This is a genomic window from uncultured Treponema sp. (assembly GCF_945873775.1).
Taxonomy (GTDB): domain Bacteria; phylum Spirochaetota; class Spirochaetia; order Treponematales; family Treponemataceae; genus Treponema_D.
Genome location: NZ_CAMCEC010000024.1, coordinates 1 through 24807 on the forward strand (window position 1 = coordinate 1; position 24807 = coordinate 24807).

The 24807-nt window shown below is 44.3% G+C and carries 33 protein-coding genes; 22 read left to right on the forward strand and 11 right to left on the reverse strand.

Translation table 11 applies throughout. From position 1 onward, the window contains the following. The first annotated feature begins 250 nt into the window (after nucleotides 1–250). Nucleotides 251–1042: a hypothetical protein gene (locus Q0N70_RS10265; RefSeq protein ID WP_294016429.1), complete on the forward strand. Its 792-nt coding sequence runs from the start codon at nucleotides 251–253 to the stop codon at nucleotides 1040–1042. A gap of 284 nt (nucleotides 1043–1326) precedes the next feature. Here the strand turns inward: Q0N70_RS10265 and Q0N70_RS10270 are convergent, their stop codons facing one another. Together Q0N70_RS10270 and Q0N70_RS10275 are read right to left on the reverse strand one after the other, a co-directional pair. Beyond that, entirely contained in the window at nucleotides 1327–1626 is a 300-nt protein-coding gene (locus Q0N70_RS10270) for a hypothetical protein (RefSeq protein WP_294016431.1), read from the reverse strand. Nucleotides 1627–1804: 178 nt separating this feature from the next. After that, nucleotides 1805–2131, reverse strand: a complete 327-nt coding sequence (locus Q0N70_RS10275) for a helix-turn-helix transcriptional regulator (protein WP_294016433.1) — start codon at nucleotides 2129–2131, stop codon at nucleotides 1805–1807. Nucleotides 2132–2273: 142 nt separating this feature from the next. Between Q0N70_RS10275 and Q0N70_RS10280 the strand changes: the two genes are divergently transcribed. The 4 genes from Q0N70_RS10280 (at nucleotide 2274) to Q0N70_RS10295 (ending at nucleotide 6197) form a co-directional block, all read left to right on the forward strand. Next, a complete protein-coding gene (locus Q0N70_RS10280) occupies nucleotides 2274–2609 on the forward strand; it encodes a hypothetical protein (protein WP_294016435.1) in 336 nt (111 codons plus the stop codon). A 47-nt stretch (nucleotides 2610–2656) separates the two neighbouring features. After that, nucleotides 2657–3568 carry a hypothetical protein gene (locus Q0N70_RS10285; protein ID WP_294016437.1) on the forward strand — a complete coding sequence of 304 codons (912 nt, stop codon included), beginning with the start codon at nucleotides 2657–2659 and terminating at the stop codon, nucleotides 3566–3568. 26 nt (nucleotides 3569–3594) lie between these two features. Then, nucleotides 3595–4611, forward strand: coding sequence for a hypothetical protein (locus Q0N70_RS10290; protein WP_294016439.1), 1017 nt, complete (start codon nucleotides 3595–3597; stop codon nucleotides 4609–4611). Between the two features lie 107 nt (nucleotides 4612–4718). Continuing rightward, nucleotides 4719–6197 carry a CsgG/HfaB family protein gene (locus tag Q0N70_RS10295; protein WP_294016442.1) on the forward strand — a complete coding sequence of 493 codons (1479 nt, stop codon included), beginning with the start codon at nucleotides 4719–4721 and terminating at the stop codon, nucleotides 6195–6197. A gap of 131 nt (nucleotides 6198–6328) precedes the next feature. On the opposite strand, the gene Q0N70_RS10300 is transcribed toward Q0N70_RS10295, so the two are convergent. Together Q0N70_RS10300 and Q0N70_RS10305 are read right to left on the reverse strand one after the other, a co-directional pair. After that, entirely contained in the window at nucleotides 6329–6817 is a 489-nt protein-coding gene (locus tag Q0N70_RS10300) for an NUDIX hydrolase (protein WP_294016444.1), read from the reverse strand. Between the two features lie 327 nt (nucleotides 6818–7144). Beyond that, nucleotides 7145–7870, reverse strand: a complete 726-nt coding sequence (locus tag Q0N70_RS10305) for a DUF554 domain-containing protein (protein ID WP_294016446.1) — start codon at nucleotides 7868–7870, stop codon at nucleotides 7145–7147. A 349-nt stretch (nucleotides 7871–8219) separates the two neighbouring features. On the opposite strand from Q0N70_RS10305, the gene Q0N70_RS10310 reads away from it, so the two are divergent. From Q0N70_RS10310 to Q0N70_RS10365, 12 genes are all read left to right on the forward strand, one after another. Further along, entirely contained in the window at nucleotides 8220–8669 is a 450-nt protein-coding gene (locus tag Q0N70_RS10310) for a GNAT family N-acetyltransferase (protein ID WP_294016448.1), read from the forward strand. A gap of 259 nt (nucleotides 8670–8928) precedes the next feature. Next, nucleotides 8929–9678: a DUF5680 domain-containing protein gene (locus Q0N70_RS10315; protein WP_294016449.1), complete on the forward strand. Its 750-nt coding sequence runs from the start codon at nucleotides 8929–8931 to the stop codon at nucleotides 9676–9678. Nucleotides 9679–9736: 58 nt separating this feature from the next. Continuing rightward, nucleotides 9737–9925, forward strand: coding sequence for a hypothetical protein (locus tag Q0N70_RS10320; protein WP_294016450.1), 189 nt, complete (start codon nucleotides 9737–9739; stop codon nucleotides 9923–9925). A 56-nt stretch (nucleotides 9926–9981) separates the two neighbouring features. Then, the gene (locus tag Q0N70_RS10325) at nucleotides 9982–10392 is read left to right on the forward strand and encodes a VOC family protein (protein WP_294016452.1); all 411 of its coding nucleotides are present in this window, start codon (nucleotides 9982–9984) and stop codon (nucleotides 10390–10392) included. A 14-nt stretch (nucleotides 10393–10406) separates the two neighbouring features. Next, a complete protein-coding gene (locus Q0N70_RS10330; RefSeq protein ID WP_294016453.1) occupies nucleotides 10407–11063 on the forward strand; it encodes a DNA alkylation repair protein in 657 nt (218 codons plus the stop codon). Between the two features lie 12 nt (nucleotides 11064–11075). Beyond that, entirely contained in the window at nucleotides 11076–11597 is a 522-nt protein-coding gene (locus tag Q0N70_RS10335) for a GNAT family N-acetyltransferase (RefSeq protein WP_294016454.1), read from the forward strand. Between the two features lie 256 nt (nucleotides 11598–11853). Next, nucleotides 11854–12750: a DNA adenine methylase gene (locus tag Q0N70_RS10340; protein ID WP_294016456.1), complete on the forward strand. Its 897-nt coding sequence runs from the start codon at nucleotides 11854–11856 to the stop codon at nucleotides 12748–12750. A 31-nt stretch (nucleotides 12751–12781) separates the two neighbouring features. After that, the gene (locus Q0N70_RS10345; protein WP_294016458.1) at nucleotides 12782–13033 is read left to right on the forward strand and encodes a hypothetical protein; all 252 of its coding nucleotides are present in this window, start codon (nucleotides 12782–12784) and stop codon (nucleotides 13031–13033) included. 22 nt (nucleotides 13034–13055) lie between these two features. Further along, nucleotides 13056–13916, forward strand: a complete 861-nt coding sequence (locus Q0N70_RS10350; protein ID WP_294016460.1) for a type II restriction endonuclease — start codon at nucleotides 13056–13058, stop codon at nucleotides 13914–13916. Nucleotides 13917–13928: 12 nt separating this feature from the next. Then, on the forward strand, nucleotides 13929–14477 hold the full coding sequence (locus tag Q0N70_RS10355) for a hypothetical protein (RefSeq protein ID WP_294016462.1): 549 nt from the start codon (nucleotides 13929–13931) through the stop codon (nucleotides 14475–14477). Further along, entirely contained in the window at nucleotides 14478–15356 is an 879-nt protein-coding gene (locus tag Q0N70_RS10360) for a DNA methyltransferase (protein ID WP_294016464.1), read from the forward strand. A gap of 60 nt (nucleotides 15357–15416) precedes the next feature. Then, entirely contained in the window at nucleotides 15417–16295 is an 879-nt protein-coding gene (locus Q0N70_RS10365; protein WP_294016466.1) for a carbon-nitrogen hydrolase family protein, read from the forward strand. A 179-nt stretch (nucleotides 16296–16474) separates the two neighbouring features. On the opposite strand, the gene Q0N70_RS10370 is transcribed toward Q0N70_RS10365, so the two are convergent. Then, nucleotides 16475–18013, reverse strand: coding sequence for an InlB B-repeat-containing protein (locus tag Q0N70_RS10370; protein WP_294016468.1), 1539 nt, complete (start codon nucleotides 18011–18013; stop codon nucleotides 16475–16477). Nucleotides 18014–18230: 217 nt separating this feature from the next. On the opposite strand from Q0N70_RS10370, the gene Q0N70_RS10375 reads away from it, so the two are divergent. The 5 genes from Q0N70_RS10375 to Q0N70_RS10395 all read left to right on the forward strand — a co-directional run bounded on the left by Q0N70_RS10375 (nucleotide 18231) and on the right by Q0N70_RS10395 (nucleotide 21577). Beyond that, nucleotides 18231–18479, forward strand: coding sequence for a hypothetical protein (locus Q0N70_RS10375; protein WP_294016470.1), 249 nt, complete (start codon nucleotides 18231–18233; stop codon nucleotides 18477–18479). Nucleotides 18480–18612: 133 nt separating this feature from the next. Then, a complete protein-coding gene (locus Q0N70_RS10380; protein ID WP_294016472.1) occupies nucleotides 18613–19086 on the forward strand; it encodes a flavodoxin family protein in 474 nt (157 codons plus the stop codon). A 48-nt stretch (nucleotides 19087–19134) separates the two neighbouring features. After that, complete coding sequence (locus Q0N70_RS10385) at nucleotides 19135–19518, forward strand: VOC family protein (protein ID WP_294016473.1); 384 nt, start codon at nucleotides 19135–19137, stop codon at nucleotides 19516–19518. Between the two features lie 18 nt (nucleotides 19519–19536). Next, on the forward strand, nucleotides 19537–20394 hold the full coding sequence (locus Q0N70_RS10390) for an aminoglycoside 6-adenylyltransferase (protein ID WP_294016474.1): 858 nt from the start codon (nucleotides 19537–19539) through the stop codon (nucleotides 20392–20394). 577 nt (nucleotides 20395–20971) lie between these two features. Further along, nucleotides 20972–21577, forward strand: a complete 606-nt coding sequence (locus Q0N70_RS10395; RefSeq protein ID WP_294016475.1) for a DUF6064 family protein — start codon at nucleotides 20972–20974, stop codon at nucleotides 21575–21577. 37 nt (nucleotides 21578–21614) lie between these two features. Here Q0N70_RS10395 and Q0N70_RS10400 read toward each other — a convergent pair whose 3' ends face one another. The 6 genes from Q0N70_RS10400 to Q0N70_RS10425 form a co-directional block, all read right to left on the reverse strand. Further along, nucleotides 21615–22157 carry a GNAT family N-acetyltransferase gene (locus Q0N70_RS10400; protein WP_294016477.1) on the reverse strand — a complete coding sequence of 181 codons (543 nt, stop codon included), beginning with the start codon at nucleotides 22155–22157 and terminating at the stop codon, nucleotides 21615–21617. A gap of 26 nt (nucleotides 22158–22183) precedes the next feature. Continuing rightward, nucleotides 22184–23413 carry an ATP-binding protein gene (locus tag Q0N70_RS10405; protein WP_294016479.1) on the reverse strand — a complete coding sequence of 410 codons (1230 nt, stop codon included), beginning with the start codon at nucleotides 23411–23413 and terminating at the stop codon, nucleotides 22184–22186. 88 nt (nucleotides 23414–23501) lie between these two features. Beyond that, nucleotides 23502–23711: a hypothetical protein gene (locus Q0N70_RS10410; RefSeq protein ID WP_294016481.1), complete on the reverse strand. Its 210-nt coding sequence runs from the start codon at nucleotides 23709–23711 to the stop codon at nucleotides 23502–23504. Then, nucleotides 23708–24031, reverse strand: a complete 324-nt coding sequence (locus Q0N70_RS10415; protein WP_294016483.1) for a transcriptional regulator — start codon at nucleotides 24029–24031, stop codon at nucleotides 23708–23710. Before Q0N70_RS10415 ends, Q0N70_RS10410 begins: the two co-directional genes overlap by 4 nt. Nucleotides 24032–24044: 13 nt before the next feature. Beyond that, entirely contained in the window at nucleotides 24045–24323 is a 279-nt protein-coding gene (locus tag Q0N70_RS10420) for a hypothetical protein (RefSeq protein WP_294016485.1), read from the reverse strand. 20 nt (nucleotides 24324–24343) lie between these two features. Next, a complete protein-coding gene (locus tag Q0N70_RS10425) occupies nucleotides 24344–24805 on the reverse strand; it encodes a VOC family protein (RefSeq protein WP_294016488.1) in 462 nt (153 codons plus the stop codon). Nucleotides 24806–24807: the final 2 nt, after the last annotated feature.

Here is a 24807-nt window from a genome sequence, read left to right on the forward strand (position 1 = left end):
GAATTTTCAATGGCTTTTTTCTACCCCAAATTGCGAACTTTATTGTACACTATCCGTGCAGCTCACAGAAAAATGTACATTCCTCTGGTAATCTCATAAAAAAATTCTTTATACCCATAAACAAATCCATCCTAATTTTCCTCACATTTTTTTGTTGTAACTATTGACATTACACCTAACTTGGGTTATATTTTACCTGTAACCCAAAAAGTTACAACGTGCACGCAAAAAAAATTATTCGAGGTGAATTATGAACACAACAAAAAATCTTTCGGCAGGAACTGTAACGGTTTATGACTTTGGAAAAATCAAACTTCACGCTTACGACACAAAGGACGCTCTTTGCGACGCGGCTTTTATTGTTGAAGGCGAAAACTCGCTTGTGGGAATAGAACTTCCTGCATTCACGGAAAATCTTGACGCCTGGAAGGAATACATTGCTTCTCTCAAAAAACCGATGAACGACGTTATCATCAGCGACCATCCGGCCGGCGCGGACTATATCAAGGGAATGAACGTTTGGGGAACGGCAAACGCGCAAAAATCTGTGAGCGGCGGAACTGCATTCGGAATCACGCAGGGGCTTTTGAAGGCGTTCGGACCTGGTTTCCGCGGAAATTTCGTGGCTTCAATCAAAAACATTCTGCACGAAGGAAAAAACACAGTCTCCGGAATCGACTTTGTGATTTATGACCGAGGATCTTCGTTCGACGTTGAGATTCCGGACGCAAACGCGATTTACACCCACATGCTCGGAAAGTACGTCCATTCTATTATCGGTTCAGACGCGCACGCCGCCACAATGATTGAAATTCTTGAGTCATACCAGAAAGCCGGCTACAAGTACATTCTTTCAAGCCACGCGAACGTCGAGGAGCAGGACGCGGTAGCAGAAAAAATTGCCTACGTGAAAGAAATCCGCGAGCTTGCCGCACAATGCAAAACCCGCGAGGCATTTCTTTCCGCCGCAGAAAAAGCGTTCCCGAAATACACCGGAAAAAACTATCTTGAAATGACGGCAGGGAATTTTTATTCTTTGTAACATTCTAAAAAACGGCTCTCATAATAATCATAAAAACTATATTTGAGAGCCGTTTGCATTTTTCAAGTGATTTTTAGGGCGACTTTTTGCTACGCAAAAACCGGGCTTTTCGGGGTTCCACTTTCGTTTCATTGTTTTGTTCTGGTTTCGACCGGCTCAACCGCCACAAAACAACGCTCCGCGCCCCTACAATCCCTGCCGCGACAAACATATTTGCTGCAAGATTGATGGGCAATGACAGTTCGATTTATTGTCATTCCCGCACTTGATGCTGCGATGTTTGCCTAGCAAACTCGGTCAGGAATCTGTTGCGATGCTTGAAAATGGATTGTCGGATCAAGTCCGACAATGACACACAAAATTAAGTCCGGCCGTGCTGAATCTTTGTCAATATCATCGCCAGGATTGCGGCGAAAATGCGTGCCAAAACTGTGCTCCACCAGATCATAATCTGACCGCCGAACAGAGGTGGCAGAATCAGCATGAAAAGAAGCATCAGAAGCGGCTCGACAAAAGTGAGAATGTAGGACAGCGTGCTTTTTCCATCGCATAAAAACTTGCGGTTGCAATTCTTGCTTGCTCATGTTTTATCCTTTGTAAATTAGTCTGATTTCGTACTAATTATCAAGCAGAAAAATGTCGTTCATTTTGAAAGTTCGTGGCTTTTGCTGGTTCTGGTGCAGAATTTGTATGCGCCGTTTTGTAGGCAGAAGCCATAGTTTTTGAGTTTTTCAGAATTGATTTTTCTATGAAGTCACCGCTCTACAAATCCTCGCAGATTGCGTCAATCAGCGCGCCGACATTTTTTCTGTCGCGGGAAGACATGGACTCAAGTTTGTCAGCCATTTTGCGGATTTCCGGAGAATATTTTTTTTCGCTTTCGGCATGAGATTTTCCGTTCACAAGATACTCAACGGAGACATTCAGGGCGGATGCAATTTTTACGGCCACATCAGCGGACGGAATCGAGCTGTTCTCCTTAAGATAATTGCTCACCGAACCGGCGTTAAGTCCGGCGCGCGCGGCAAGCTCCTTTATCATCAGCCCCTGATAAGAAATCTCGTCTCGTAAATTTTCCTTGAATCCCATGCATAAAATTGTACGTTAATTTACTGATTTTACGTTGACTTACAGTAAACTTACGTATATAATTCAAGTTAAGTAAATTTACGTACAGACAGAATTACGCGTAGAAATACGAAATAGTAACAAGATATTGGAGGTATAGAAAATGAGTTTTTTAACCTTAAATGAATTGATTTCAAGACTGAATTTAAAAGAAAATGACAAAATAACTTGCGATGCTATTTACTCATTTTTTGGTAACAATGGATTCTATGGAAAACATTATGACAATTCAAATGGTTTAGACACCTATACAATAGAAATGAAAAAGGAACTCACCCTTGTTCAAAATGTAAACAGATGTGGATATAAATTTTCCGATGAAAAAAGCAGATTCGTTTATGATGAGGAAACCAAAACAATATTCATATTCACCTATGATCCGGAAATGGAACACGGAATTTCAAAGGGGATTGTTTCTATTCTAAAAGTCAAAAGCTAAATAAGTCCGGCATTGTCTTGAAAAGGAACATTTTTCTTCTATTATATTTGCTCGTTTCTGCTCCGTTTTTTGCTGAGGATTATCTTGGCAGTCCGGATTTTATAGCGCAGCGCGGATTCGGAAAATCGGAGGCGGAAGCCCGGCAGAACGCGCTCGCCGCTCTGTCAAGATTTTTTCAGGTGAGCATTTCTGTAAATTCGGCGGAAAGGACAACGGTTATAGACACAGATTCCCGCACTTCGATTTCAGAGGAAGTTTTTGTGAATTCAAAAGCTGAACTTTTTGCAGTTCATTTTACAAAAGCCCGATTTGACAGAAAACAGAAAATCTATGAGACAACGGCATTCATCGACCGCGAGGAAGCGTGGAAAATCTGCCGGCCGAGAATTGAAAGCGACCTAAAAACTTTTGAAGACTTCTGGTCAAATGCGGAAAAGCAAAAAGAAACACTCCTGAAAATAACAGAATTCTCAAAAGCCGGAAAATTCGCGGAAAAAAACGGACTTGAAGACAAACTTGATTTTGCTCTAGTTATTTATCCCGAAAGCGAATCACTTTTCGCAAAGACACGGAACCAAATTTCAGAACTGAAGCCTCTCATAAAACGGCTCTGCGGAAAATTTGCTGTTCAGGTTGAATGTGAAAACGACTTTGAGAATTCTGCTGCTCAAGCCGCAAAATCATCATTCGCAAAAATAGGAATCGTCACGGCGGAAAGCAATGCCGAATATATATGCCACATAAAAATCAGCCTGAACGGAAAAATCCTTCCTGCAGGATATTTCTACACACCGTCTGTCACAATCGAAATCTCAAACGGAGACAGAACAATTTTGTCACTGTCAGAACAACTGGCAAAAACCGGTGCAAAAAATGAGCAAATTGCAGAGCGGCGCGCATATTCCGCAATAGCAGAATGTGTCTCGGATTTGTTAAACAGGGAATTCATGTCTTTTTAGACATAACAATATAGATAGGAGAACTTATGAAAAAAATCATTTTTGGAACGGTCATTGCGGCGGCTCTTTTTGCGACAGGCTGCGCAACCACAGGAAATTCGGCAACAATCCCGATGGCGGAAAGGAAGTCAGATTCGGGTGTGAAAATCGCCGGCATCGAGACAACCGTAGTTGACTGGGACGGAAGAACATTCGGAACGGAAGCGGTTCCTTCATGGCTTTCTGCGGCGGCACGCGGAGACTATTCTGCATACATAAGCACTTTCAAAAAGAAGGACAGCGACATCTTCAGAAATTCCACGGGATACGGAGCTGACGTGCGTTCGGCTACAATGCGTGCGGATATGGCTTACTCACGGAAAATTGCGCGTGAACTACAGCAGAGCATAAATGTCTATGCGGCGGAACAGGCAAGAAGCGGAAATCTAAACGATGAGACACGTCAGGCGATTGAGGAAGTCACAAAGACACAGAGCGATGCTCAAATCACCGGACATCAGAAGGCGACTGAATTTTGGCAGCGCGTAATCACAGAAGATCCTGACAGCGGCGAAAAGACAAGCCAGTACATCGTCTACCAAATTTATCAAATTTCGGCGGCAACATGGACGCAGACAACCGCAAAGTATGTGAAAAATGTTCTCGGTGAACTTTCTGAAAACTTGACGCCAGAACAGGATTTTGTGAAGAACCTGGTGAGTGAAATGATTCACGACGCACGTTTTCCGACCGTCATGAGTCAGGAAGAGGCAAAACAGAGCGCGGAAATCAACAAAAAAATTGCCGACGCGCAGATTGCGCTAATGCCGGAAGAACAGAAAGCAGCAGCAAATCAGGCGCTCGCACAGATTATGCAGGACGGAAACACTGAACGGACAAAAATTCTTGCGGACGCAAAAACGGAGCAGACAAAGGCGGCGGCCGACGCCACAAAAATGGCCTACGCATCGGGAAACAAAATCTATCAGTCCGCGGCGACAATCTCAGCGGCGGATAAAGAATGGGCTGATGCAGAGGCGATTGCGGCTTCAATTCTGTTTTAGAAGAACAATTAGAGGCACGACTTTCCAGTCAGATTTTTTTCCCGCCAGATTCCCGCTTCAAGTGCGGGAATTACAATAGAATTTCAGTTCACAAATAAGGAAAATCAATGAAAAAAAATCTTCCGGCAATCATCTTGGCAGCGACCGTCATTCTGGCGTCATGTGCGTCAAATTCGGTTTCAGCAGCCTCATCGGAATCAAAGGATTCCGGACAGACGATGTTTTCTGAAAACATCTCATCCGGGAATTCCCAAAAAAACTTGTACAAAGGAAAAGGAATCGCCGTCGCAGTATGTCAGCCGGAAATCAGCGTAACTGCAAAAAACGAAGAATGGATTTCGCAGTATTTTCAGGACTCGCTCACGACAAAATTCTCAAGATTCTCAAAAATGACGGTTCTTGACAGAAAAAACGAGTCGCTGATAAAAGCCGAGCAGGAACTTTCCGAAAGCGGATACTACAGCGACGAGAATGCGGCTCAAATCGGACAGCTGACAAACGCGCAGATTGTAGTAACCGGAAGCATCCGGAAAATCGCAGGCAGTTACGAGGTTAATTTCCGCGCAAATGATGTCGCCACAAATGAAATTCGCGCAAGCACGGACGGACGCTATTCCGCCCCTGAAATTCAGAGCGGAAAAGCCGTAAATAAAACCGCAGAGTCGCTTCTTGAAGGACTTGGAATAGAATTTACCGATAAAGAAAAAGCTGCCTTTGCGGAATCGGACAAAACTGAAAACAGCTCGATAATGAATCTTGCAAAAGGCAATTTCGCAAAGGAAAACGACAGTCTGATTGAGGCTCTCGCGGCATACAGCCAGGTCGGAGAAAAAGTGAAGTGGCAATACGAAGCTATGTCGAACAGCAGTCAGATAATTTCGGGTTCATTCAATACAGACGGAATTCTTGCGAAAATCGACAGCTACAGTACAAGAATAGAACACTGGAATAAACTTTTCTTGCAGCTTGAAGCATACATGAACGAAAATTCAATGTTCATCGTCTATGACTTTTCTAACGTCAACGACAACATAAATATGCAAAAAAGGACTGCAGATTTTGAAATTCATCCAGGCATAAAATGCGTTCCGAACGCTGTCGCAATGAAAGTCTGGGCAACAGTCATGAACGAATGGAAGACCTTGTTTGAAGACAGGAACAACAATGTATGGACAAAAAGCGTCTCAAAACCAGTGTTCGGAGCATACGAGGGCGGACGGCACTCAGCAGAAATATGGGTTCCCTATAGTTTAAGATATGTTTTCGCCGTGAATGTCGGACTGTTCGACGATGACGGTTACCTCATCAAAAAATTCAAGGTAAACACAGATTCTGATGAAGGCTTTATAGCACGCGACGGCGGATTCATCGTAGACGAAATCGTTCCGAAACCACAGAGAAATTATTTCACCGGCGGAAAATGGAAAACAGTTTATTTTGAGGGAATAACCATAGATGACTTAAAGCACGGCATGAATTTCCAGGTGATTGACGCAACGACCGAAATATTCAGCCGGCAGGGACGCGTTTACAAAAATCCAGCCGCGATTCTGAGTGCGGAAGAATTCATGCAGGAATATCCATAAAAATCATTCCAATCGCAGAGTTTTCTTACAAAAACTCGCATAAAAATAAATCCGTTGGAGAACCGCATAAAGCCCGACCGTTGCGGTTGTTTAGCTTGCCGAAACTAAAGCGCAAGTAACGCCCTTGCACTTCACTTTCTTTCATCTGTTACGATGTGCTCGATTCCAGGGTGCGGGCGGGTCAGATAGTCTTTCAGGAAAGCTGGGAAGGCTTTGTGTTTGTCGAGGTCGTCGATGGGAATCCAGTGCATTTCTTCTTTTACGCCGTGGGTTATGCTGTCGCTTTTGAGTTTCTGAGTTCCGCGCGGTTTCATCAGGAAATAGAAGCTGATTTCGTGGCAGTCAAGTCCTTTTAGCGTTCCTCTGTTCTGGCTGAAGAAATTTTCGTGGATTACCGCGAGCCGGTCGATTTCGTAAGGCACGCCGGTTTCTTCCAGGACTTCGCGCTTAACCGCATCTTCGGCAGTCTCGCCGTGGTGGACTCCGCCGCCAATCGAATAGTAATAATCCTCCAGCTCGTTTCCGGCGAACAGGACGCAGCCGTTTTCCACGATGATTGCCCCGGCCCGGTAGCGGAACCAGTTTTTTTCTTTTGTAAAGCAGCAGTCGAAGTCTTGCATTTGAATCTCCCATAAAAACTCCGCATAGCGGCGAGCCATGGATGACGAGAATCACAGTTTGTGAAAGCAACGCTTGAGCAAACTGTAATGATAAAAATTACACGGATGTAATTTTTATCATGCCTCCTTGTGTGTTTGTGATTATATCACAGAAAATGTGATTTGTTTACCTGAGGCATACAAATGCGTGAGGGATTGGAGTGGCGGCGCAGCCGTTGCGGAGCGGAGCAAGGCGAAGTGAAGCAATGTAAGGGCTTTGCCCTGAAACCACGGAAAGCCCGGCCGGAGCGAAGCGGCGGACACGCCCGAAAACAGCAAATCAGGCTTCTAAAAATTCCACGGAAGGTAGGCGGCGGCGACTGCGAGAATCACCGAGGGAAGCATGTTGGCGACTTTCAGTTTTTTGCCCCAGACGAGGTTCACGCCGATGCAGAAAATCAGGACTGAGCCGATCAGCGAAAGGTACGCGAGCGCGGCCGGGGTCATCAGCGGAGAGAGAAGTTTTGCAAGAAGCGTCATGGCGCCTTCAAAGACGAAAACCGGAACTGCGGAAAAAACTGCGCCTTTGCCCATTGCGGAAGTCATCACCGCGACGATTATAAAGTCCAGAACCGATTTGACCGCGAGAGTTGAAAAGTCTCCGAGCAGACCGTCCTGAATCGCGCCCACAACCGCCATCGCCCCGATTGAGACCGTAAGCGACGCCGTAACAAATGCGTTCACGAAAGTTGAGTCGCCGCTGTTTCCGCTTTTTTTCTTGAGCCAACCGCCGAAATTCTCAAAGCCTTTTTCAATGCCGAAAAGCTCGCCCATAATCGTTCCCAGAGCAAGGCAGAGAACCACAAGCATGGATTTTCCGCTGACGATTTCCGCGCCTTCGATTTTCAACATTCCCTGCATCGCTCCTGCGACCGCAATAAAAATCACGCTGATTCCGCAGGCTTTGTTCAGGGATTCCTGCTGCTCCGGCCTGAAAAATTTTCCGGCAAAATACCCGACAAGCCCGCCCGCCACGATGCTTGCGCTGTTTATAACTGTTCCAAGTCCTGTCATTTTCCGCCCGCGTTCCGCAAATTGACTTATTTTATATTTTTAATTAAAACATAGCTAGCAGTCCGAACAAAAAATTCAGGCTGAAAATTATCAAAAGTTTTCTTCGGAAGAGGAATATATATGGAAGATTTTATGAAAAAAATTAGGGAAAAGGCGAATCTGATTTTTTATTCTATTGCAATGTGAGCATAACAGCTTAGGGATTGGAGCTCCTGCTAAGCAGTTCCGAAACGAAGTGAAGGAATGAGCCGCGGTTAGACGGCGAAGTGCGGAAAGCCCGACGGCGGAGGCGGAGTAAAACGAGCCGTAGCCGGAAGCCCCGGAAAAACAAAAAAATTTGGAGAGAAAAATGGTGATTAGAAAAGCTGAAAAAAAGGATTTGTCCCGGATTGCGGAGATTTTTGTGTTCAACAACCGGATTAATTATTTTCCGATTTTCAAGGACGAGGAATATTCGTTCGGAAAGTTGCAGGTTGTTTTGGCGGCTGACAATTTTGGAAAGGATGAGACGCTGGGCAATCTGTTTGTGGCGGAAGAGGACGGAATCATAAAGGGATTTGCCGAAATCCGGAAAACGGAAATCGTGAAGCTGTACGTGGAGCCGCTTTTTCAGAACTGCGGAACAGGAAGCGCGCTGATTGAATTTGCCGTTCAGAATTTTCAGGCGGATTTTCTGTGGGCGCTGGAGAAAAACGCAAGAGCCGTTTCTTTTTACAGGCGGCACGGATTTTTCCCGACCGGCGCAAGAAAATACGAGGAAGGCACAACAGAATTTCAGATTGAGCTTCGGCGGAAATGAGCGGGATTCTTCAAATGTGATTATTGCTCGACGCAAATTCCGTGTCATTCCCGCACTTGATGCGGGAATCCTTTTCGCTACAAGATAAAGATTATCGGGTCAAGCCCGATAATGACAATCAGATACTTGCGGTTGCCGTTTTTGCAAGGTCTGGCTGGTGGAACTGCGGAAAATTCTGTTTTATAATTTTTGAACCGGTTTTGCGGTCAGGATTTTTGATGCCGCGCCGGATTTTTTTGTTGTATTTGGAGGTGCGGATATGTCTTTGGCGGAAAAAATCACGTGTTTGAGGAAGAGGAATTTTCTGTCGCAGGAGGAACTTTCGGAGCGGCTTGGCGTTTCAAGGCAGGCGGTGTCCAAGTGGGAGGCGGCGGAATCCGTGCCCGACATCGAGAATCTTGTGCGGATTTGCGGACTATTCGGTGTTTCGGTGGATTTTATGGTCAAGGACGGCTGCGGAACTGCGGAATTTGCGGCGGATGATGTGCGTTCCGCTGAACGGAATTCTTCCGCGACGTCAACTGAAACGGTGAACGGGGCCGACTTTTACGATTCCGCAGAAGTAAGGGAATTTCTGTGTCGGGCAAAGCGTGCCACCTACGCCGGAAAAGGAAGCGAGGTTCAGCCGTGCCGAAAGAATTCGCACGACCTTTTTTATTCGGAGGACTTGGGCGCGGATTTCGGAACTCTTGAATATTATGACACATACCTTGGCGGAAGGAATTTCAGCGGTGAGGAGGCTCTGTGGAAGGACGGAATTCCGTTCTGGGCTATGAACTACTGCGGACGCGTGCTCGATGAGTCGTTTTCAGGCGACTTTCTGAAAAGCGCGCTCCATGTGGTTAAGCCGGAACTGCCTTTCCGCGGACCGGAATTCTTCCGCGATGGAGACAAAACATACATCTGCAAGGTTTGCGGCGGCTTTGACTGGTTCAGCGGAAGCGAGGCGATTTTCCATGGAACAAAAAAAGTTTACGAATGCGTTTTTCACGGCGGAATCGTGCGGTAATATATGGAAGGCAATGACAGCTTAGGGCTTCGCATACCTGACGGTATGCTGCGAGATTTTGCTTACGCAAAACTCGGTTATTTTACGTGTGCGCTCACGCGCACGTCCTAAGCTAAAGCTTAGGGTATGGAGCACTGGCGAAGGTTGTTTGAACAACCGAAGCCAAAGACCGCAGCCGTGCGATTTGCACGACGAGGACTTAGAGCGTGAGCGAAGTGCGGAACGCCCGACGGCGGAGGCGGAGTGAAACGAGCCGCAGCCAGAAGCCCCGGAAAAATAAAAAAATTTGGAGGAAAATGAAAAATGAAACTTGACGGATTTGGAATTTTTGTGGATGACATGGCGAAAATGATTCGCTTTTACCGCGATGTGCTCGGCTTTGAAATCAGGGAGACGGAGGACGCGAGCAACGTCTATCTCGTAAAGGACGGCACGCTTTTTCTGCTTTACGGACGCGGCGACTTTGAGAAAATGAGCGGGCGCAGATACGAATACGTGAAAGGTCTGAACGGACATTTTGAAATCGCGCTTTACGTTGACACATTTGATGAGGTTGACGCAGAATTCAAGAAGGCTGTGGAAAAAGGAGCTGTTCCGGTGCTTGAGCCTGAAACCGAGCCATGGGGACAGCGAACCTGCTACATCGCCGACCCGGAAGGAAACCTTGTCGAAATCGGCTCGTTCAACAGACCTTTCAGACAGCAGGAAAAGTAAGGGGAACGGAAAAAATGAACGGATATTTTGCACTTACGCCGCAGCTTGTTCAAAAGGATTTGGATGCGCTCGGGAAATACAAGACCGCCGATGTTGACCGGCTGATCCGCAGTTACGTCAAGAAAAATGCGGACGCTTGCCTACTCCGCGAGCACGTTTTGACGCAGCAGCAGTTTCACAGGATTTATTTTTATGTCAGCCTTGAGCAGATAAAAAATGCTGACGGGCGGATGGCGTTTATCCATGAGAACCTGCTTTTTTCGGACTGGTGGCACACGGACGAGCTGATTGGCTTCGTTGCGGATCTGGATTTTGAGGCGGCTTTGAAATATGCGGCGGAATACGTAAAATCAGAAGAACCTTTTGTGCGCCGCTGGGGTTACGTGCTTTTCATTTCGCGGCTGGGACGAGGGCACGCGGAACAGCTTCTTCCGCTGATGAAAAACGACGGGCATTATTACGTTCAGATGGGCGAAGCCTGGCTGATTGCGGAGCTTGCCGTAACCGAGCCGGAATCCGTGCACAAATGGATGGCGACCTGCGGACTTGACTACAAAATCTGCGGCAAGGCGATTCAAAAAATCTGCGATTCTTACAGAATTTCACAGGATTGGAAAGAAAAGTTCAAGGCACTTCGGGCGGAACTGAAAAACAATCCGGAGGGAAAATAGAGGAACGGAAAAATGACTTTAATTAGGGCAACGGAAAGCGACTTTGAGCGGCTGGCGGAATTCTACCGGCGCACGGTTTCGGAAACAAAAGGCATGGAGATTTATGCCCGCTGGATTTACGGACTTCATCCGACGGACGGGATGATATACGGACACATAAAGTGCGGAAATATGTTTTTCTCAGAGCTGAACGGAAAAATTGCGTCGGCGGTCGCAGCCGTGCCTTGCCAGGGAATGGAATATCATGATGCGCCGTGGAAACTGGATCTGGCTGATGATGAAGTTTCCGTGGTTCACATTCTGTGCGTCGCCCCGGAACTTCAGAAAAAAGGAATTGCCGCCCGGACAATGCGCCGCATGATTGAGATGAACCGTGAATCCGGGAAAAAAGCGGTCCGCCTTGACGCGCTGAAATGCAATACGCCCGCCCGCCGCCTCTACGAATCGCTCGGATTTTCCCAAGTCGCCGAAAGAAACTGGCATACAGAAAACGCTGGCTGGACAGATTTCGTCCTGTACGAGCTGGAACTGTAAACGGAGGAGAAATTTCATGGCTTACGCAGTGTGTTTTTTATCCATGCAAAAATTTCATTCACTGCCCAACGTGTTTTTTGACTGTGAAATTTCTGCATTATTCGGCAAAACGTGTTTTTGCGTTGTGAAATTATTTCATTCGCCTGCCAACGCGTTTTCGGCTCATGCGGAAAATTTCATGCGTTGCCCAACGTAAAATCACTATGGAAATTTTATCTAGTAGAAAATCTGACAAATTTACAGTACAGTATATTTTATGTCGCAGATTGCACATCCCTTTGTAAAATGGGCAGGCGGAAAAACTCAGCTCTTACCGGAAATCAGAAAACATTATCCTCAGCAAATAAAAAAATACTGTGAGCCATTTGTCGGCGGCGGCGCAGTTCTGTTTGATGTGCATCAAAAATGCCACCCGGAAGAAGTTTTGATAAATGATGTGAATACGGAGCTGATAAATACATATTCGCAGATAAAAAATAATTGCAACCTTTTGATAGAGCGACTTTCTGAAATCCAAAATAAATACAAAAGTCAGACTTTGGAAGAAAATAAAATTTTCTTTTACGAAAAACGAAACCGATACAACGAATTAAAAATAAATGAAAATTACACTGAAAATCTTGAAAAAGCCGCACTGTTCATTTTTCTAAACAAAACTTGCTTCAACGGACTTTACCGCGTGAACAAAAAAGGCGAATTTAACGTTCCGTTCAACAATGCAAAAAATCCTCTGATTTGCGATGAAGAAAATTTGAAAGCGTGTTCAGAACTTTTGCAGAATGTGCAGATGAAAGCCGGCGATTATTCCGACTGTAAGAATTTTATCGACTCAGAGACTTTTGTTTATCTTGACCCGCCGTATCGTCCGCTTACGCAAACTTCCGCATTTACTTCGTATTCAGAAAATCAGTTTTCAGACAAAGAGCAAATCGAACTCGGAAAATTCATAACCGAAATTTCAAATAAAGAGGCGAAGGTTCTTGCAAGCAACTCCGACCCAAAAAATACAAACAAAGAAGATGATTTTTTCGATAACCTGTATTCAAACTTTGAAATCGAAAGAATCTCGGCTTCACGAATGATAAATTCAAATGCGAAAAAACGCGGCGCAATCAGCGAACTTTTAATAAGTAATATTGCATCGGTTTTTTGATAAAAGAATAAGTAACTATATGGAGGTTTTTATGACATTTGATGTAAGAGGAAAGAAAACAGAATCGTCTAATCCTGTTTTTAAAGAATTTGTTGATTTTATAAAGGCACAAGATTTTAATGAATGGCAGTATATGGGAATGGATGTGGAACTTGATCCTACAGTTTGTTTTGCTGATGAATCAGTTCTTGTTAGATGGACTGATTTTGAGAACGGTTTTAATGATAGGATAATTGTGAAAACAAAAGAACAGTTTTTACAGAATTTTTCAAAAGCATGTTAATTGTCCTCTAGGAGAGAATAAAATGAAACGAGATTTCACAGACTGGCTTTCGACTTTTCGTGATAGCATTGCGACTTATTCCTATTATATTGATTTTGAAAAAGTTTATGGAAATGTTGAGAATATAAAAATCGAGCTGAATATTTTGAATTCACTGATAGGCTCAAAGACAATTGAAAAAGATTTTGAAAATATTCTTTCAAAATATCCAGAAACTTTGAAGTGTATTCCAATTCTTCTTGCTGTCCGCAATTCTGAAATTTCAGTTTCTGATGAAAACGGAAGTTTCGTTTTTGATTTTTCGACTTCAAAGCAAACTGTTTCTGAATATTCTGATTTTATGAAAAAATCTGGACTTTTTGACCTTTTGCAGAATCATCTTGTGAACAATCTTGTTGATTATGTTACAGGCGTTGAAACCGGGCTTGATTCAAATGGCAGAAAAAATCGTGGCGGTCATCTTATGGAAGATTTGGTTGAAAGCTACATAAAAAAAGCCGGTTTTGAAAAAGACAAGAATTATTTTAAGGAAATGTACATTCACGAAATCACGGAAAAGTGGAATGTTGATTTGTCCGCAATCTCAAATCAGGGCAAAATGGAAAAGCGGTTTGATTTTGTTGTAAAGACCGAAAATCAGATTTATGTTGTTGAAACAAATTTCTACGGAAGCGGCGGCTCAAAACTGAATGAGACCGCAAGAAGCTACAAAACTTTATCAAGCGAAATTGACACGATTGACGGAGTAACCTTTGTCTGGTTTACGGACGGGAACGGCTGGCAAAGCGCACGCCACAATCTCGAAGAGACATTCGATGTAATGGAAAATATTTATTGCATAAAAGATATGGAAAACGGCGTGATTGAAAAAGTGTTTAACTAGGAGGAGAAAAGTATGGTACCTAAAATGGCGAACTCAATAAGCAAAAAAAGAAGAAAACTTCCTCTTTTGCTTCAGTTTCCTGTAAATGATCATTTTGTGATTGGAATCTATCAAGGAACGATTTCAAAATTTGATATGATTATAAAGTACCGCCAACTTATTAATGGAAAATGGCAACGATCTAGAACTCCTAAGCATATTCACTGGGCTGTTGATATTCTAATCAAACAAAATGAAAAACCCGAAGAAACTAATAAACTAATTCAATTTCTTTTGGATTATTGGGAAAATGTTCAACCAATAGAGAATGATGATGAAAGAGAACATCTGTTAAATATTGATAACCTAAAGGCTGAAGTCAATAAAGAAGCAAAAAACTATGAGGCTTTGGCAAACAGCGGAGAATATAGTGTAAAATTTTTGCTGCTGCTTGCAAAGCTTCTGATGTTTCAAGAAAAAACAAATACCCCTAATGCATACATGTTTAAAAAATTATTGTCGCAGCTAAAAGATTGTCCATGTATTTTTGAAATTATATCTACGGCAACTCATCATCGTTAAATGCTCCATTCCTTCTACAAATCCCCGAACCGCGACTTTACTCTTCTTCAAGGCGACTGTGTCGAGCTTTTGAATCAGTTTGATTTCAAGTTTGATATGATTTTTGCTGACCCGCCGTATTTTCTTTCAAACGGAGGAATTTCCGTTCAGTCGGGGAAGCAGGTGAGCGTAAACAAAGGTGAGTGGGATAAATCTCAGGGTTTTGAAAAGGACAATGAGTTCAACCGCAAGTGGCTTTCTGCCTGCCGCTCGCACTTGAAGGACGACGGAACTATTTGGATTAGCGGCACTTATCACAATATTTTTTCGGTTGCGCAGATGCTGAACGAGCTGGACTTCCGCATTTTGAACTGCGTCACTTGGGCAAAGACGAATCCGCCGCCGAATCTTTCGTGCCGGTTTTTCACTCATTCGACCGAATTTATTTTGTGGGCTAGAAAAAGCAAAAAAATTCCGCATTATTTCAATTACGAGCTGATGAAGGAAATCAACGGAGGAACTCAGATGCGCGACTTGTGGAGCCTGCCGGCAATCGCGAAGTGGGAAAAATCCTGCGGGAAGCACCCGACCCAAAAGCCGCTTCCGCTCCTTGCACGGATTATTCTTGCGTCAACAAAGGAAAATGCCTGGATTTTAGACCCGTTCACGGGAAGCTCAACAACAGGAATTGCCGCTTCGCTCCTGAAACGCCGATTTTTGGGAATTGACCGTGAAACGAAATTTTTGGAACTTTCAAAGGTACGGCGCGAGGAAATCGAAAATCCGCAGATTCGCCAAAACTACCGCGATAAAATCCTGAAATATTCCGACAAGCCGATTCGCGGAATTGTTGAAATTCATGAGGACGAGCCGTATTTTGGTGTGGATTTGCCGTTTTGATTTTCTAATTGCCCACTCCACTTGCCCCCACAAAACAAAAAATCATTGTATAATAAAACCATGAACAACTTGAAAATTGCACTTTTGCAGATAATGCCGGGCAATAATATAGAAGAAAACCGGCGGATTGGTGAGGAGGCGTGCCGAAAGGCGAAACTTTTGGACGCGGACATTGCGCTTTTTCCTGAAATGTGGAGCTGCGGTTACAACATTCCGGAAAATCCGGCGGAACTTGAAGAACTTGCGGTGAGTGCGGACGGAGAATTTGTTTCGTTCTTCGGGAATCTTGCGGCAGAGCTTGATATGGCAATTGGAATCACTTTTTTGGAAAAGCACAGTCCGCAGCCGCGGAACACGCTCCGGCTTTTTGACCGTTTCGGAAAATCCGTTTTCACTTATGCGAAAGTCCACACCTGCGATTTTGGCGACGAAAAAGTTCTTTGCGCCGGCGATGATTTTTACGTGGGCGAACTTGACACGAAAAACGGCGTTGTGAAAACCGGAGCGATGATTTGCTACGACCGAGAATTCCCCGAAAGCGCACGGATTTTAATGCTCAAAGGCGCGGAAGTGATTCTTGTTCCGAACGCCTGCCCGATGGAAATCAACCGCCTTTCCCAGCTGCGCGCAAGAGCCTACGAAAATATGTGCGCCGTTGCGACCGCAAACTATCCCGGCGGAAAACCCGACTGCAACGGACATTCTTCCGCATTCGACGGAATCGCATACCGCCCCAAGGATTCAGGCTCACGCGACACGCTCGTTGTGGAAGCCGGTGAAAATGAAGGAATCTACATCGCGAACATCGACATTGACGAACTGCGGGACTACCGAAGCCGCGAAGTTCATGGAAACGCCTACCGCCACCCGAAAAAATATTCGCTCCTCACAAAGGAAGAAATCCGCGAGCCGTTTATCAAGGAAGATTACAGGGAATAAAGCAGGCTGACTTGGAATTGCCCGGAGTTTTGTAAATGTCATTCCCATACTTGATTTCTATGTCATCTTCGGGCTTGACCCGAAGATCTGTTGCATAAGATTGCTGACCGAGTTTGCTTCGCAAACATCGCGTGTCAAGCCCGGCAATGACAAAAAAATTAAGAGTGCAATGACAGAGCCTACTCCCCGGTGTAGTTGTAAACAATATTTGCGCCGGTGAGCTTTTCGTTGTAAACATCGATTTTGATTTGTGCCCATTGCGCCTGCGTGCCTTTGTAGTTTACGGTTTCCAGTCTGTCACATCCAGAAAATGCATATTCGCCAATATTAGTCAGACTTGCAGGAAGAGTTATTTCTGCAAGCTTATGACAGCCTTTAAAAGCCTCTGCTTCAATGATTCTTACTTTATCAGGGATTACAATTTTTTCAAGAGTGTATGTTTCCAGAAAAGCCTTAGTTTTAATACTCTCTAAAGAGTTTGGCAATGTTATTCCTAATAAATTGGCACCATCAAAAGCATTCTCTGGAATTTCTGTAATTCCACTTGCGGAAAGGTCAAGATTAACTTTGACATATTCCCTCCACCTTGAATATATTTTATCGTTTATTTCTCTCAGAAAATCCTTATCACTTTCTTCTTTGCTGATGATTTTTACCGTATAGACATTCGGATTTTCACTAGTTCCGCTTTCCAGTCCGGCAATTACAGTTGCGGCATTGTCGGCAGTTACGAATTTTCCCCACACGGCATAGAGCGTAACGTCCGCCGCGCCGATTGTGTATTCGGAATTGTCATCGTAGGCTATGCTTCCGCCGGAAGTTTTTGCCCAGCCAAGAAACTCCTTGCCGTCCACTGAAAATTTGTTTGGTAAAAGATTCTGAGGCTCACCGTAAGTAAAAATCTGCGGATTCATTTCGCCTGTTCCGCCGTTCGCGTCAAATGTTACGGTGTAAGTTTTAGTCCATTTTGCGGTCAAAGTCAGGCTTGAAGTGATTTCCGTTTCGGCGGTGAACCGGGTTTCGCCGTAAAACCAGCCGTCGAATCTGTAGCCTTCTGCCGTAAGTTCTTGAAGTTTGTCACCAAGCGTGTCGCCTTTTTTCAAGCCTTCGATTTTTAGCGGAACGTCTCCGTGTGCGGTTTCAAATGTAACTGTGTATTTTTTCACGGTGAATGTGGCGGTTGCCATTTCGCTGTCCTTCATTCCGTCCTTTACGGCGGCTGCGGCAATCACGGCATTTTCGGTGATTGTTATCGGTCCGGAATATTTCTGTTTTGATAAGGAGAATTCCTCGGCGGTAGGTGCGCCTGTTCCGGCAACGAGCGCATAATAGATTGTCGCGCCTTCCGTTCCGCAAGAGAGCGTGATTTTATCATTGTAATCGACCTCGCCTGTCGCGCTGAATGTGACTTTCTGAACCTTTCCGATTTCCGTCCACTGCGCGTAGAGCGTCAGGTTTTCTGTCAGCGTGATTTTCGCTTCATCCTTATAGACAATGTTTCCGTCGTCGGATGTCGCCCAGCCGGAGAATGTGTAGTCTGTTCTGGTAAAGGTGTTTGAGGCAAGTGTGACTTCGCTTCCCGATTCGGCAGGCTGCGTTTTCATCTCGCCGCTTCCGCCGTTTGAATTGAATGTTATTGTGTAGGAGATTGAAAGATTTTCTGTCGGATTTGTTATCTGTCCGCTGTCGTCGTTAGAACCACTGTCTGTCTCGGTCATGCAGCCGGTTAGCAGCGATAAAGTTAAAAATAATGTAAAAATTACATGGGGGGGGTAAGGAATTTGCGGTTGATTTTCATGACCTGACTCCTGAAAGTTTGTAGATTTCTTCTATTATATATGATTGTCTGAAAATTACAATGAGGAATTGTAAAAAGAGCTGCCGCTTGCACTGTCAGCTTAGGGCTTCGCATACCTGACGGTATGCTGCGAGATTTTGCTTACGCAAAACTCGGTTATTTTACGTGTGCGCTCACGCGCACGTCCTAAGCTAAAGCTTAGGGTATGGAGCACTGGCGAAGGTTGTTTGAACAACCGAAGCCAAAGACCGCAGCCGTGCGATTTGCACGGCGAGGACTTAGAGCGTGAGCGAAGTGCGGAACGCCCGACGGCGGAGGCGGAGTGGAACGAAGTGAAATGCAGGCAACCGACGGAAGCCCCTGAGAACAAAAAAATCTGTCATTGACAAAAACTAGTGCAATTAGTTTAATGTATGGAAAAATTTGGAGGTAAGAGGAAAAATGAAAATTCTTGTAATCAACTGCAGCCCGGTAAAAAACGGTGCGACTGCGGAAATTGTGAAAATGGTTTCTTAGTTCGTGGACAAGGGCAATGAGGTCCGTGCGGTTTGCATTGACGACTACGAGATAAAATTGTGCCGGGGCTGCCGGAAATGCCACGAGACCGCGGAATGCTCGATTTTGGACGACACGAAAAAACTGATGGCGGAATATGAATGGGCGGACAAAATCGTTTCCGTTTCGCCGTCGTACTGGGCGGACATTCCGGGACAGTTCAAGGTTTTTATCGACAGATGCACGCCATGGTGCAACACCCACGAGCCTCACGCAAAAATTCCGAGCGGAAAAAAGGGCTACACAATCGCGCTCAGAACCGGACCTTCAATGCCAGAATGTGAAAAAATAATCGGCAGCATCGAGCATTTTTACGGTCATCTTGAGATTGAGCCGAGCGGAAAACTCGAACTTTGCAAAGTTGAACACAAAGAAGATGTTGCAGCACGCGCGGAGGAGATTCGGGAATTTTGCGATGGGATTTTAGCAAGCGCATGAAGTTTCAATTCCCCGACCGGCAAAACTGCTCCCCCGAAATGAGGCATTATGAAAATTGAACACGTTGAACTTTATGTGAGGGATTTGGAAAATGCGCGGAAGTTTTTTGAAAAATATTTCTGTGCAAAATCGGGCGGACTTTACCACAACAGAACTTCCGGATTCAAGTCTTATTTTCTGACTTTTGACGGCGGAGCAAGGCTTGAGATTATGACGCGTCCGGAAATTCAAAATGACGAGAAAAATCCTTTATGCGCAGGCTACGCCCATGTCGCCTTCAGCGTGGGAAGCAAAGCTGCGGTTGACACTCTTACCGAAAAACTGAAAGCGGACGGCTACAAAGTTACAAGCGGACCAAGAACAACAGGCGACGGCTACTACGAAAGCTGCGTTGTCGGAATCGAAGAAAATATGATTGAAATCACGGAATAAAAAATATTGGGTAAAAAAATGAGCACTACAACAACCAACACACCAGACAAATATCACGAAATAAAACAGCGGCTTCTTCTGCTTGCGGAAAATCACGCGGAAATAAAGGCGGTTGTCGCAATCGGCTCGTCAACAAGAAGCGGCGTTCCGGCGGACGAATATTCCGACCTCGACCTTATAATTGCGACGGACGACACGGACTCTTGGCTCTACGGAAATCTTCCGGCGGAATTGGGCGACGTGAAAATCTCGTTTGTTGAGCCGACTCTTGGCGGCGGAATGGAACGGCGTGTTCTGTACGACGGCTGGCTCGATGTGGACATGATTGTTTTTACGGCCGAGCAGTTTTTGAGCGCGGTGAACAACGGAACGGCGAACTGGGTAATGAACAGAGGCTGGTGCGTGCTGCACGACAAAATCGGGGCGGCAGAACTTTTGAAGCAAAAAATCACTTTGGAGATTCACAAGCCGGATTTTTCCGAAACTGAATTCCAGAATCTTGTGAACAACTTTTATTTTCACACGGTATGGGCGGCAAAAAAACTTCTGCGCGGAGAGCTTTGGTTTGCTAAAATGTGTCTTGACTCATACCTCAAAAATCTTCTGCTCAAAATGCTGGAAGTTTACGCCGCAACAAAAAATCACGCTGATGTCTGGCACGACGGAAGATTCCTTGACCGATGGGCAGACGCAGAAATTCGCATGGAACTGGAAAACTGCTTTGCCCGTTACGACAAGCTCGACATGAAAAACGCGCTAAAATCAACTCACAGGCTTTTTGCCAGAATCGCCAAAGAAACCGCCACGTTTAAAAACTTTGCGTACCCAAGTGAAGCGGAAAAGTTTTCAAAAGAATTTCTGGAAGAAAAATTGTAAAGAGATTTGCGTCGCATTTGCACGAGAATGACATAAAACTAGCCTGTCATTGTCGTGCTTGACGCGACAATCTATTTGTAACCAATTGAATAGATTCCCGCATCAAGTGCGGGAATGACATTATGGCGATTTGTCATTGTCGGACTTGATCCGACAATCTAATGTGTTGTTAGAGTTTCCTGTGTCATGGAACAGGAATGACAAGAAAACAAGAGGTGGTTGAGCCTGCCGAAACCACCTAATTTACAGAGTTCATTTCGACAAGCTCAATGAGCTCTGTAAATTGTATAGCCCCAGCAACCTTGCAAACCGTGTCATTGTCGTACTTGATACGCGATGTTTGCGAAGCAAACTCGGTCAGCAATCTTCTAAACAAATCCCCAACCAAGTTTTCTATAAAAATTCCAACCTTGAAATAAATCAGGAATATGATATATTTTTAAAGAACTGAAAGGAGGTTGCCATGAAAACAGCGGCATTCAATTCGATTGTGGCTCAAGTGGACACTTTTTCCTATGACCAATGCCTTGCGCTTCTTGGGAGAAAAATTGTAGAATGATTTTTATGGAAAGCAAAAATGAGCGCACAAGAATTTTGGAATGTCATAGGAAATTATAACAACCAGACTTTGTTTATTCAAATTGTATTGCTTTCAATTTTAGTTTTGGCAATCGTGCTGTCTTATCTTAAAAAACTGAACTGGGCGGCTAAAATTGCACTTGGAATTGCAAATCTTTTTATTGGAATTGCTTTTTTTGCCGATTACGGAACAGAGCCGATTCAGATTTTTTTTGCAATGCCGCTTTTTATAGTCTCAGGAATTTTATTTTTATACGAGGCTTGGAAAAACAAAGATGACGAATTGAATAAGCCTTCAGTTTTTCAAATAATTTTGCTGTCGCTTTACGCAGTTTATCCTTTGTTTTCAGTTGCTTTTGGCGCAACTTTTCCGCAGATGGTAACTCACATTATGCCGTGTCCAGTCACCAGCTTAAGCATCGTCGCGTATTCGGGATACAAGCTCAAAAACAGAGTTCTGCTTGCGTTGCTGACCATTTGGGGATTTACAGGAATAAAATCCATTTTCTTTAACGTCTACGAAGATTTGATTCTTTTGATATGCGGATTCTACGGACTTTTCGTCTTGATAAAAATGTTCCAGAACGGAAAAGTTAAAAAATGAATTACAAAAAGTCAAGCAAAAGAATGGTATTTTTCGCTCACTTATAAATTTCTTCCCAATGTTCTTTGGTCATAATATTTGTGTGGCCGACGCGTACTTCATTCAAAAGTGGAACAGGAAGTTCTCTGCAGGTATGATGGAAGACGAATCCCAGTTTTTCCTGCACGCGCTTTGACTTTGCGTTTCCGTCGTAATATCCGCACCAGACTGTTGTCATGCCGAGTTCCTCAAATGCACGGCGCAAAAGTTCTCCGGCGGCTTCGGGCATATAGCCTCTTCCCCAGAACGGCTGTGCGAGCCAGTAGCCGAGCTCACATTCATCGTTGCGTTCGGTCATGTCGGTGTGTCCGTTCAGCTTGAGTTCCACCGCCCCGATTGCGATGTTGTTTTCCTTTTCGCATAAGGCGTAACATTCCGCTCCGTTGAGCACGTTCTTAATTATCTTTTTGCTTTCTTCTACACTTTTATGTGGAGGCCAGCCTGCAATCGGTCCCACTTCGGGATTTTTCGCGTATTCAAACAGGCTTTCCGCGTCAAATTCAGTCCATTTTCGCAATATAAGTCTTTGTGTTTTCAACATTTTTTCACCTCGGTTAATTTTTTTCGTCAAAAGAAATCGGTTGCCTTCACGACGTTTACGGTCATTCCGTCATATTCAATTTTATCGCTTTGATTTAATGTTACAATAAAACCTTCAAGATTATTGAATTTTCTGCAGGTTTCTACGATTCCCCGGACTTCGCGCTCCCTGTTTTCATTTGTCAGCTCAAGGCAAGCCTGAACCGCTTTTTCCGGAACAGTCGAAGCGCTGTATAAAAAATCGCATTCAAAACTGTTTTCCGAATAATACCAGATATTCTTTGTTTCCCTCCGGATTTTACAGAACACTGCATTTTCAAAAAGCCGTCCTATGTCTTTTGACGAGGAAACGGAGATGTTTGCGGCCATTCCTGAATCTATGCTGTAAACTTTTTTAGGATTCACCGACTGTGCTTTTGCTGAATGACTGAACTTCGGGACAAACGAGAACAGATAGCTTTGCTCAAGAAAAGAAAGATATTCGAGTATTGTAGCCGTTGTTTTCAATCCGAGCTGGGCCGACAGCTTTGTTCCCGTAACAAGATTTCCGCAGTTTGAGCAGAGATAAACAGCAAGAGTTCGTAGCGATTTTGAGTCCTTTATTCCGTAGCGGACGACAATATCCCTGAAAATAATGTCATCAAAAAGCTGCGTAAGAATTTGACTTTGCCTGTAATTCAGGAATTCCGGAAAGCCACCTTTGAAAATATATTCTTCAAAGGATTCCGCATTTTTTTGTTTCTTCAGGAAAGTGCAGAATTCATTGTAACTGAACGGAAAAAGCTCATAGTCCAGATGACGGCCGGTAAGTCTTGTTCCCAGTTCCTGACTTAATAAAGATGCGTTTGAGCCGGTTACCGTAACAAGGTTTCCTTCCTTTAGCTTTGAGCTTACATAAGTTTCCCAGCCGGAAATAATCTGAATCTCATCAAAGAAAAGCTCATTTGAACTTCCATACTTTTTTCTGTAATCGGCGATGGCTTCGTCAAGTATCAAAAACGAATTTGAATCAAATTCCGAAAGTGCGGGTTCATCAAAATTCAGATAAAAAGCATTTCCGCATCGATTTTTCATGTCCTGACAGACAAAGGTGCTTTTTCCGCATCGTCTGATTCCTGTGATTATTCTGACGAACTGAGGAATAGGAGAGTGAATGTTTTGCAGACCCTCCCTGTTCACCTCAAGATTCATGGGAGATCTTAAAATTTCATTCTTCTGTTTTTCTGCCATCCGCAAAATCAATTCTTTTGTAACCATGAATGTATTATAGTATTTAGTGACACTAAACACAAGTGTTTAATGATACTAAATATAAGTGTTTAGTACTACTAAATAAATTTTGCTGTTACATCACGATTTTTTCAAACGCAACCGTTTTGTTTTTCATTGAGATTTTCGCGACTTTCCAGCCGAATTCTTCCGGTTCTTTTTTATATGTCAGGAATGAATGGTCAAGAGGCACGCCTGCGATTCGTGCGATTTCGTCAAAAGTCAGGCTGAAAGATTCCGTTCCGTTTTCTTCTATATAATTCCAAAGTTTTTCGTATTTGCTCATTTTGATTTTTTCTTCTTTGGAATTGGTGTAATTTCTTCCAGAAACGGAATCACTTTGTCCAGAAGCTCGCGGTTCTCAATGTCGAGGATAAAATGTTCCTTTGCGCCGTCGTAAGGAAATCCGCACTCCGCGTTGAATTCATTCATAACCGGCTCGATTTCCGGCAGCTTTTTCACAAAAACCGTGTTGTCGCACACAAGAAGAACTGGCTTTTCGTTCAAGTACGCCATATATTCGCCGAACATCTTGCGGTTCCGCACCTCGCCGTAACGTTCAATCTGCTCGCACACAAAATCGATGTATTCTTTTGTTGTCGCCATTTTCCCTTGCCTTTTATTTATCCGCTTCCACTGGCTCTTGTCCAATCCAGCTTAACGCTTCGTTTATGTCCAGCGTTTTTCTTCCGTCGGCGTTCACAAAGAATGGGATTCCGATTCCGCCTTTCGCCTTGATTTCGTCAAAAACAGGCTCTCTGTCGCGCATTGCAAGAAATTCCTTCAGGTTCGATGTGTCCGACGTTATGCTGATGAACTCCGCCTCAAAACCTCTTGCCTTCTGAATCGCCTTGTAATTTCTGCAGTCAATGCAAATCTCCGTTCCGTATACTTTCATTTTTCCTCCAAATATCTGTTCTATTTATTCAGGCACGATTTTACAAAGTCAACCGGAATATTCATTCGCGCGGCGGTTTCTTCTGCGGAAAGTCCCTGTTGCATAAAACAGAAAATCACGGTCTCAAGTTTTTCCGCCACTTCGATTATGTGCTTGTCCAAATCGTAAAAACGGATGACGCGCTGTCCCCAAGGATGTTCGTGCAGTCCGTGAATGTAGCAAACGTCGAACGACTTCAGATGCCCGCAGAACGCGTCCAGATTGTCCTCCTCAAAATAAAGTTCCCCGGCATTGTTCTGAAAAACAACATCGTCTGTGCGGATAAACTGCTGCCAGGTTTCAAGCGTCTGCAAAACTACGCCGCCTTCAAGAGTAACGTTCGCCCCAAAATCAGCGACAACATTCAGCCCAAGCACATCATTATAAAAACGTTTGCTCGCCCCGATGTCTTTTACCGCAATCAAAGTTCCTGTAAATTTCATTT

Bases quoted from the DNA above. Each gene is read 5' to 3' on its own strand.
- Q0N70_RS10265 (WP_294016429.1), top strand. From the start codon at position 251: ATGAACACAACAAAAAATCTTTCGGCAGGAACTGTAACGGTTTATGAC.
- Q0N70_RS10270 (WP_294016431.1), bottom strand. From the start codon at position 1,626: ATGAGCAAGCAAGAATTGCAACCGCAAGTTTTTATGCGATGGAAAAAG.
- Q0N70_RS10275 (WP_294016433.1), bottom strand. From the start codon at position 2,131: ATGGGATTCAAGGAAAATTTACGAGACGAGATTTCTTATCAGGGGCTG.
- Q0N70_RS10280 (WP_294016435.1), top strand. From the start codon at position 2,274: ATGAGTTTTTTAACCTTAAATGAATTGATTTCAAGACTGAATTTAAAA.
- Q0N70_RS10290 (WP_294016439.1), top strand. From the start codon at position 3,595: ATGAAAAAAATCATTTTTGGAACGGTCATTGCGGCGGCTCTTTTTGCG.
- Q0N70_RS10295 (WP_294016442.1), top strand. From the start codon at position 4,719: ATGAAAAAAAATCTTCCGGCAATCATCTTGGCAGCGACCGTCATTCTG.
- Q0N70_RS10300 (WP_294016444.1), bottom strand. From the start codon at position 6,817: ATGCAAGACTTCGACTGCTGCTTTACAAAAGAAAAAAACTGGTTCCGC.
- Q0N70_RS10305 (WP_294016446.1), bottom strand. From the start codon at position 7,870: ATGACAGGACTTGGAACAGTTATAAACAGCGCAAGCATCGTGGCGGGC.
- Q0N70_RS10310 (WP_294016448.1), top strand. From the start codon at position 8,220: ATGGTGATTAGAAAAGCTGAAAAAAAGGATTTGTCCCGGATTGCGGAG.
- Q0N70_RS10315 (WP_294016449.1), top strand. From the start codon at position 8,929: ATGTCTTTGGCGGAAAAAATCACGTGTTTGAGGAAGAGGAATTTTCTG.
- Q0N70_RS10325 (WP_294016452.1), top strand. From the start codon at position 9,982: ATGAAACTTGACGGATTTGGAATTTTTGTGGATGACATGGCGAAAATG.
- Q0N70_RS10330 (WP_294016453.1), top strand. From the start codon at position 10,407: ATGAACGGATATTTTGCACTTACGCCGCAGCTTGTTCAAAAGGATTTG.
- Q0N70_RS10335 (WP_294016454.1), top strand. From the start codon at position 11,076: ATGACTTTAATTAGGGCAACGGAAAGCGACTTTGAGCGGCTGGCGGAA.
- Q0N70_RS10340 (WP_294016456.1), top strand. From the start codon at position 11,854: ATGTCGCAGATTGCACATCCCTTTGTAAAATGGGCAGGCGGAAAAACT.
- Q0N70_RS10345 (WP_294016458.1), top strand. From the start codon at position 12,782: ATGACATTTGATGTAAGAGGAAAGAAAACAGAATCGTCTAATCCTGTT.
- Q0N70_RS10350 (WP_294016460.1), top strand. From the start codon at position 13,056: ATGAAACGAGATTTCACAGACTGGCTTTCGACTTTTCGTGATAGCATT.
- Q0N70_RS10355 (WP_294016462.1), top strand. From the start codon at position 13,929: ATGGTACCTAAAATGGCGAACTCAATAAGCAAAAAAAGAAGAAAACTT.
- Q0N70_RS10360 (WP_294016464.1), top strand. From the start codon at position 14,478: ATGCTCCATTCCTTCTACAAATCCCCGAACCGCGACTTTACTCTTCTT.
- Q0N70_RS10365 (WP_294016466.1), top strand. From the start codon at position 15,417: ATGAACAACTTGAAAATTGCACTTTTGCAGATAATGCCGGGCAATAAT.
- Q0N70_RS10370 (WP_294016468.1), bottom strand. From the start codon at position 18,013: ATGACCGAGACAGACAGTGGTTCTAACGACGACAGCGGACAGATAACA.
- Q0N70_RS10385 (WP_294016473.1), top strand. From the start codon at position 19,135: ATGAAAATTGAACACGTTGAACTTTATGTGAGGGATTTGGAAAATGCG.
- Q0N70_RS10390 (WP_294016474.1), top strand. From the start codon at position 19,537: ATGAGCACTACAACAACCAACACACCAGACAAATATCACGAAATAAAA.
- Q0N70_RS10395 (WP_294016475.1), top strand. From the start codon at position 20,972: ATGAGCGCACAAGAATTTTGGAATGTCATAGGAAATTATAACAACCAG.
- Q0N70_RS10400 (WP_294016477.1), bottom strand. From the start codon at position 22,157: ATGTTGAAAACACAAAGACTTATATTGCGAAAATGGACTGAATTTGAC.
- Q0N70_RS10405 (WP_294016479.1), bottom strand. From the start codon at position 23,413: ATGGTTACAAAAGAATTGATTTTGCGGATGGCAGAAAAACAGAAGAAT.
- Q0N70_RS10410 (WP_294016481.1), bottom strand. From the start codon at position 23,711: ATGAGCAAATACGAAAAACTTTGGAATTATATAGAAGAAAACGGAACG.
- Q0N70_RS10415 (WP_294016483.1), bottom strand. From the start codon at position 24,031: ATGGCGACAACAAAAGAATACATCGATTTTGTGTGCGAGCAGATTGAA.
- Q0N70_RS10420 (WP_294016485.1), bottom strand. From the start codon at position 24,323: ATGAAAGTATACGGAACGGAGATTTGCATTGACTGCAGAAATTACAAG.
- Q0N70_RS10425 (WP_294016488.1), bottom strand. From the start codon at position 24,805: ATGAAATTTACAGGAACTTTGATTGCGGTAAAAGACATCGGGGCGAGC.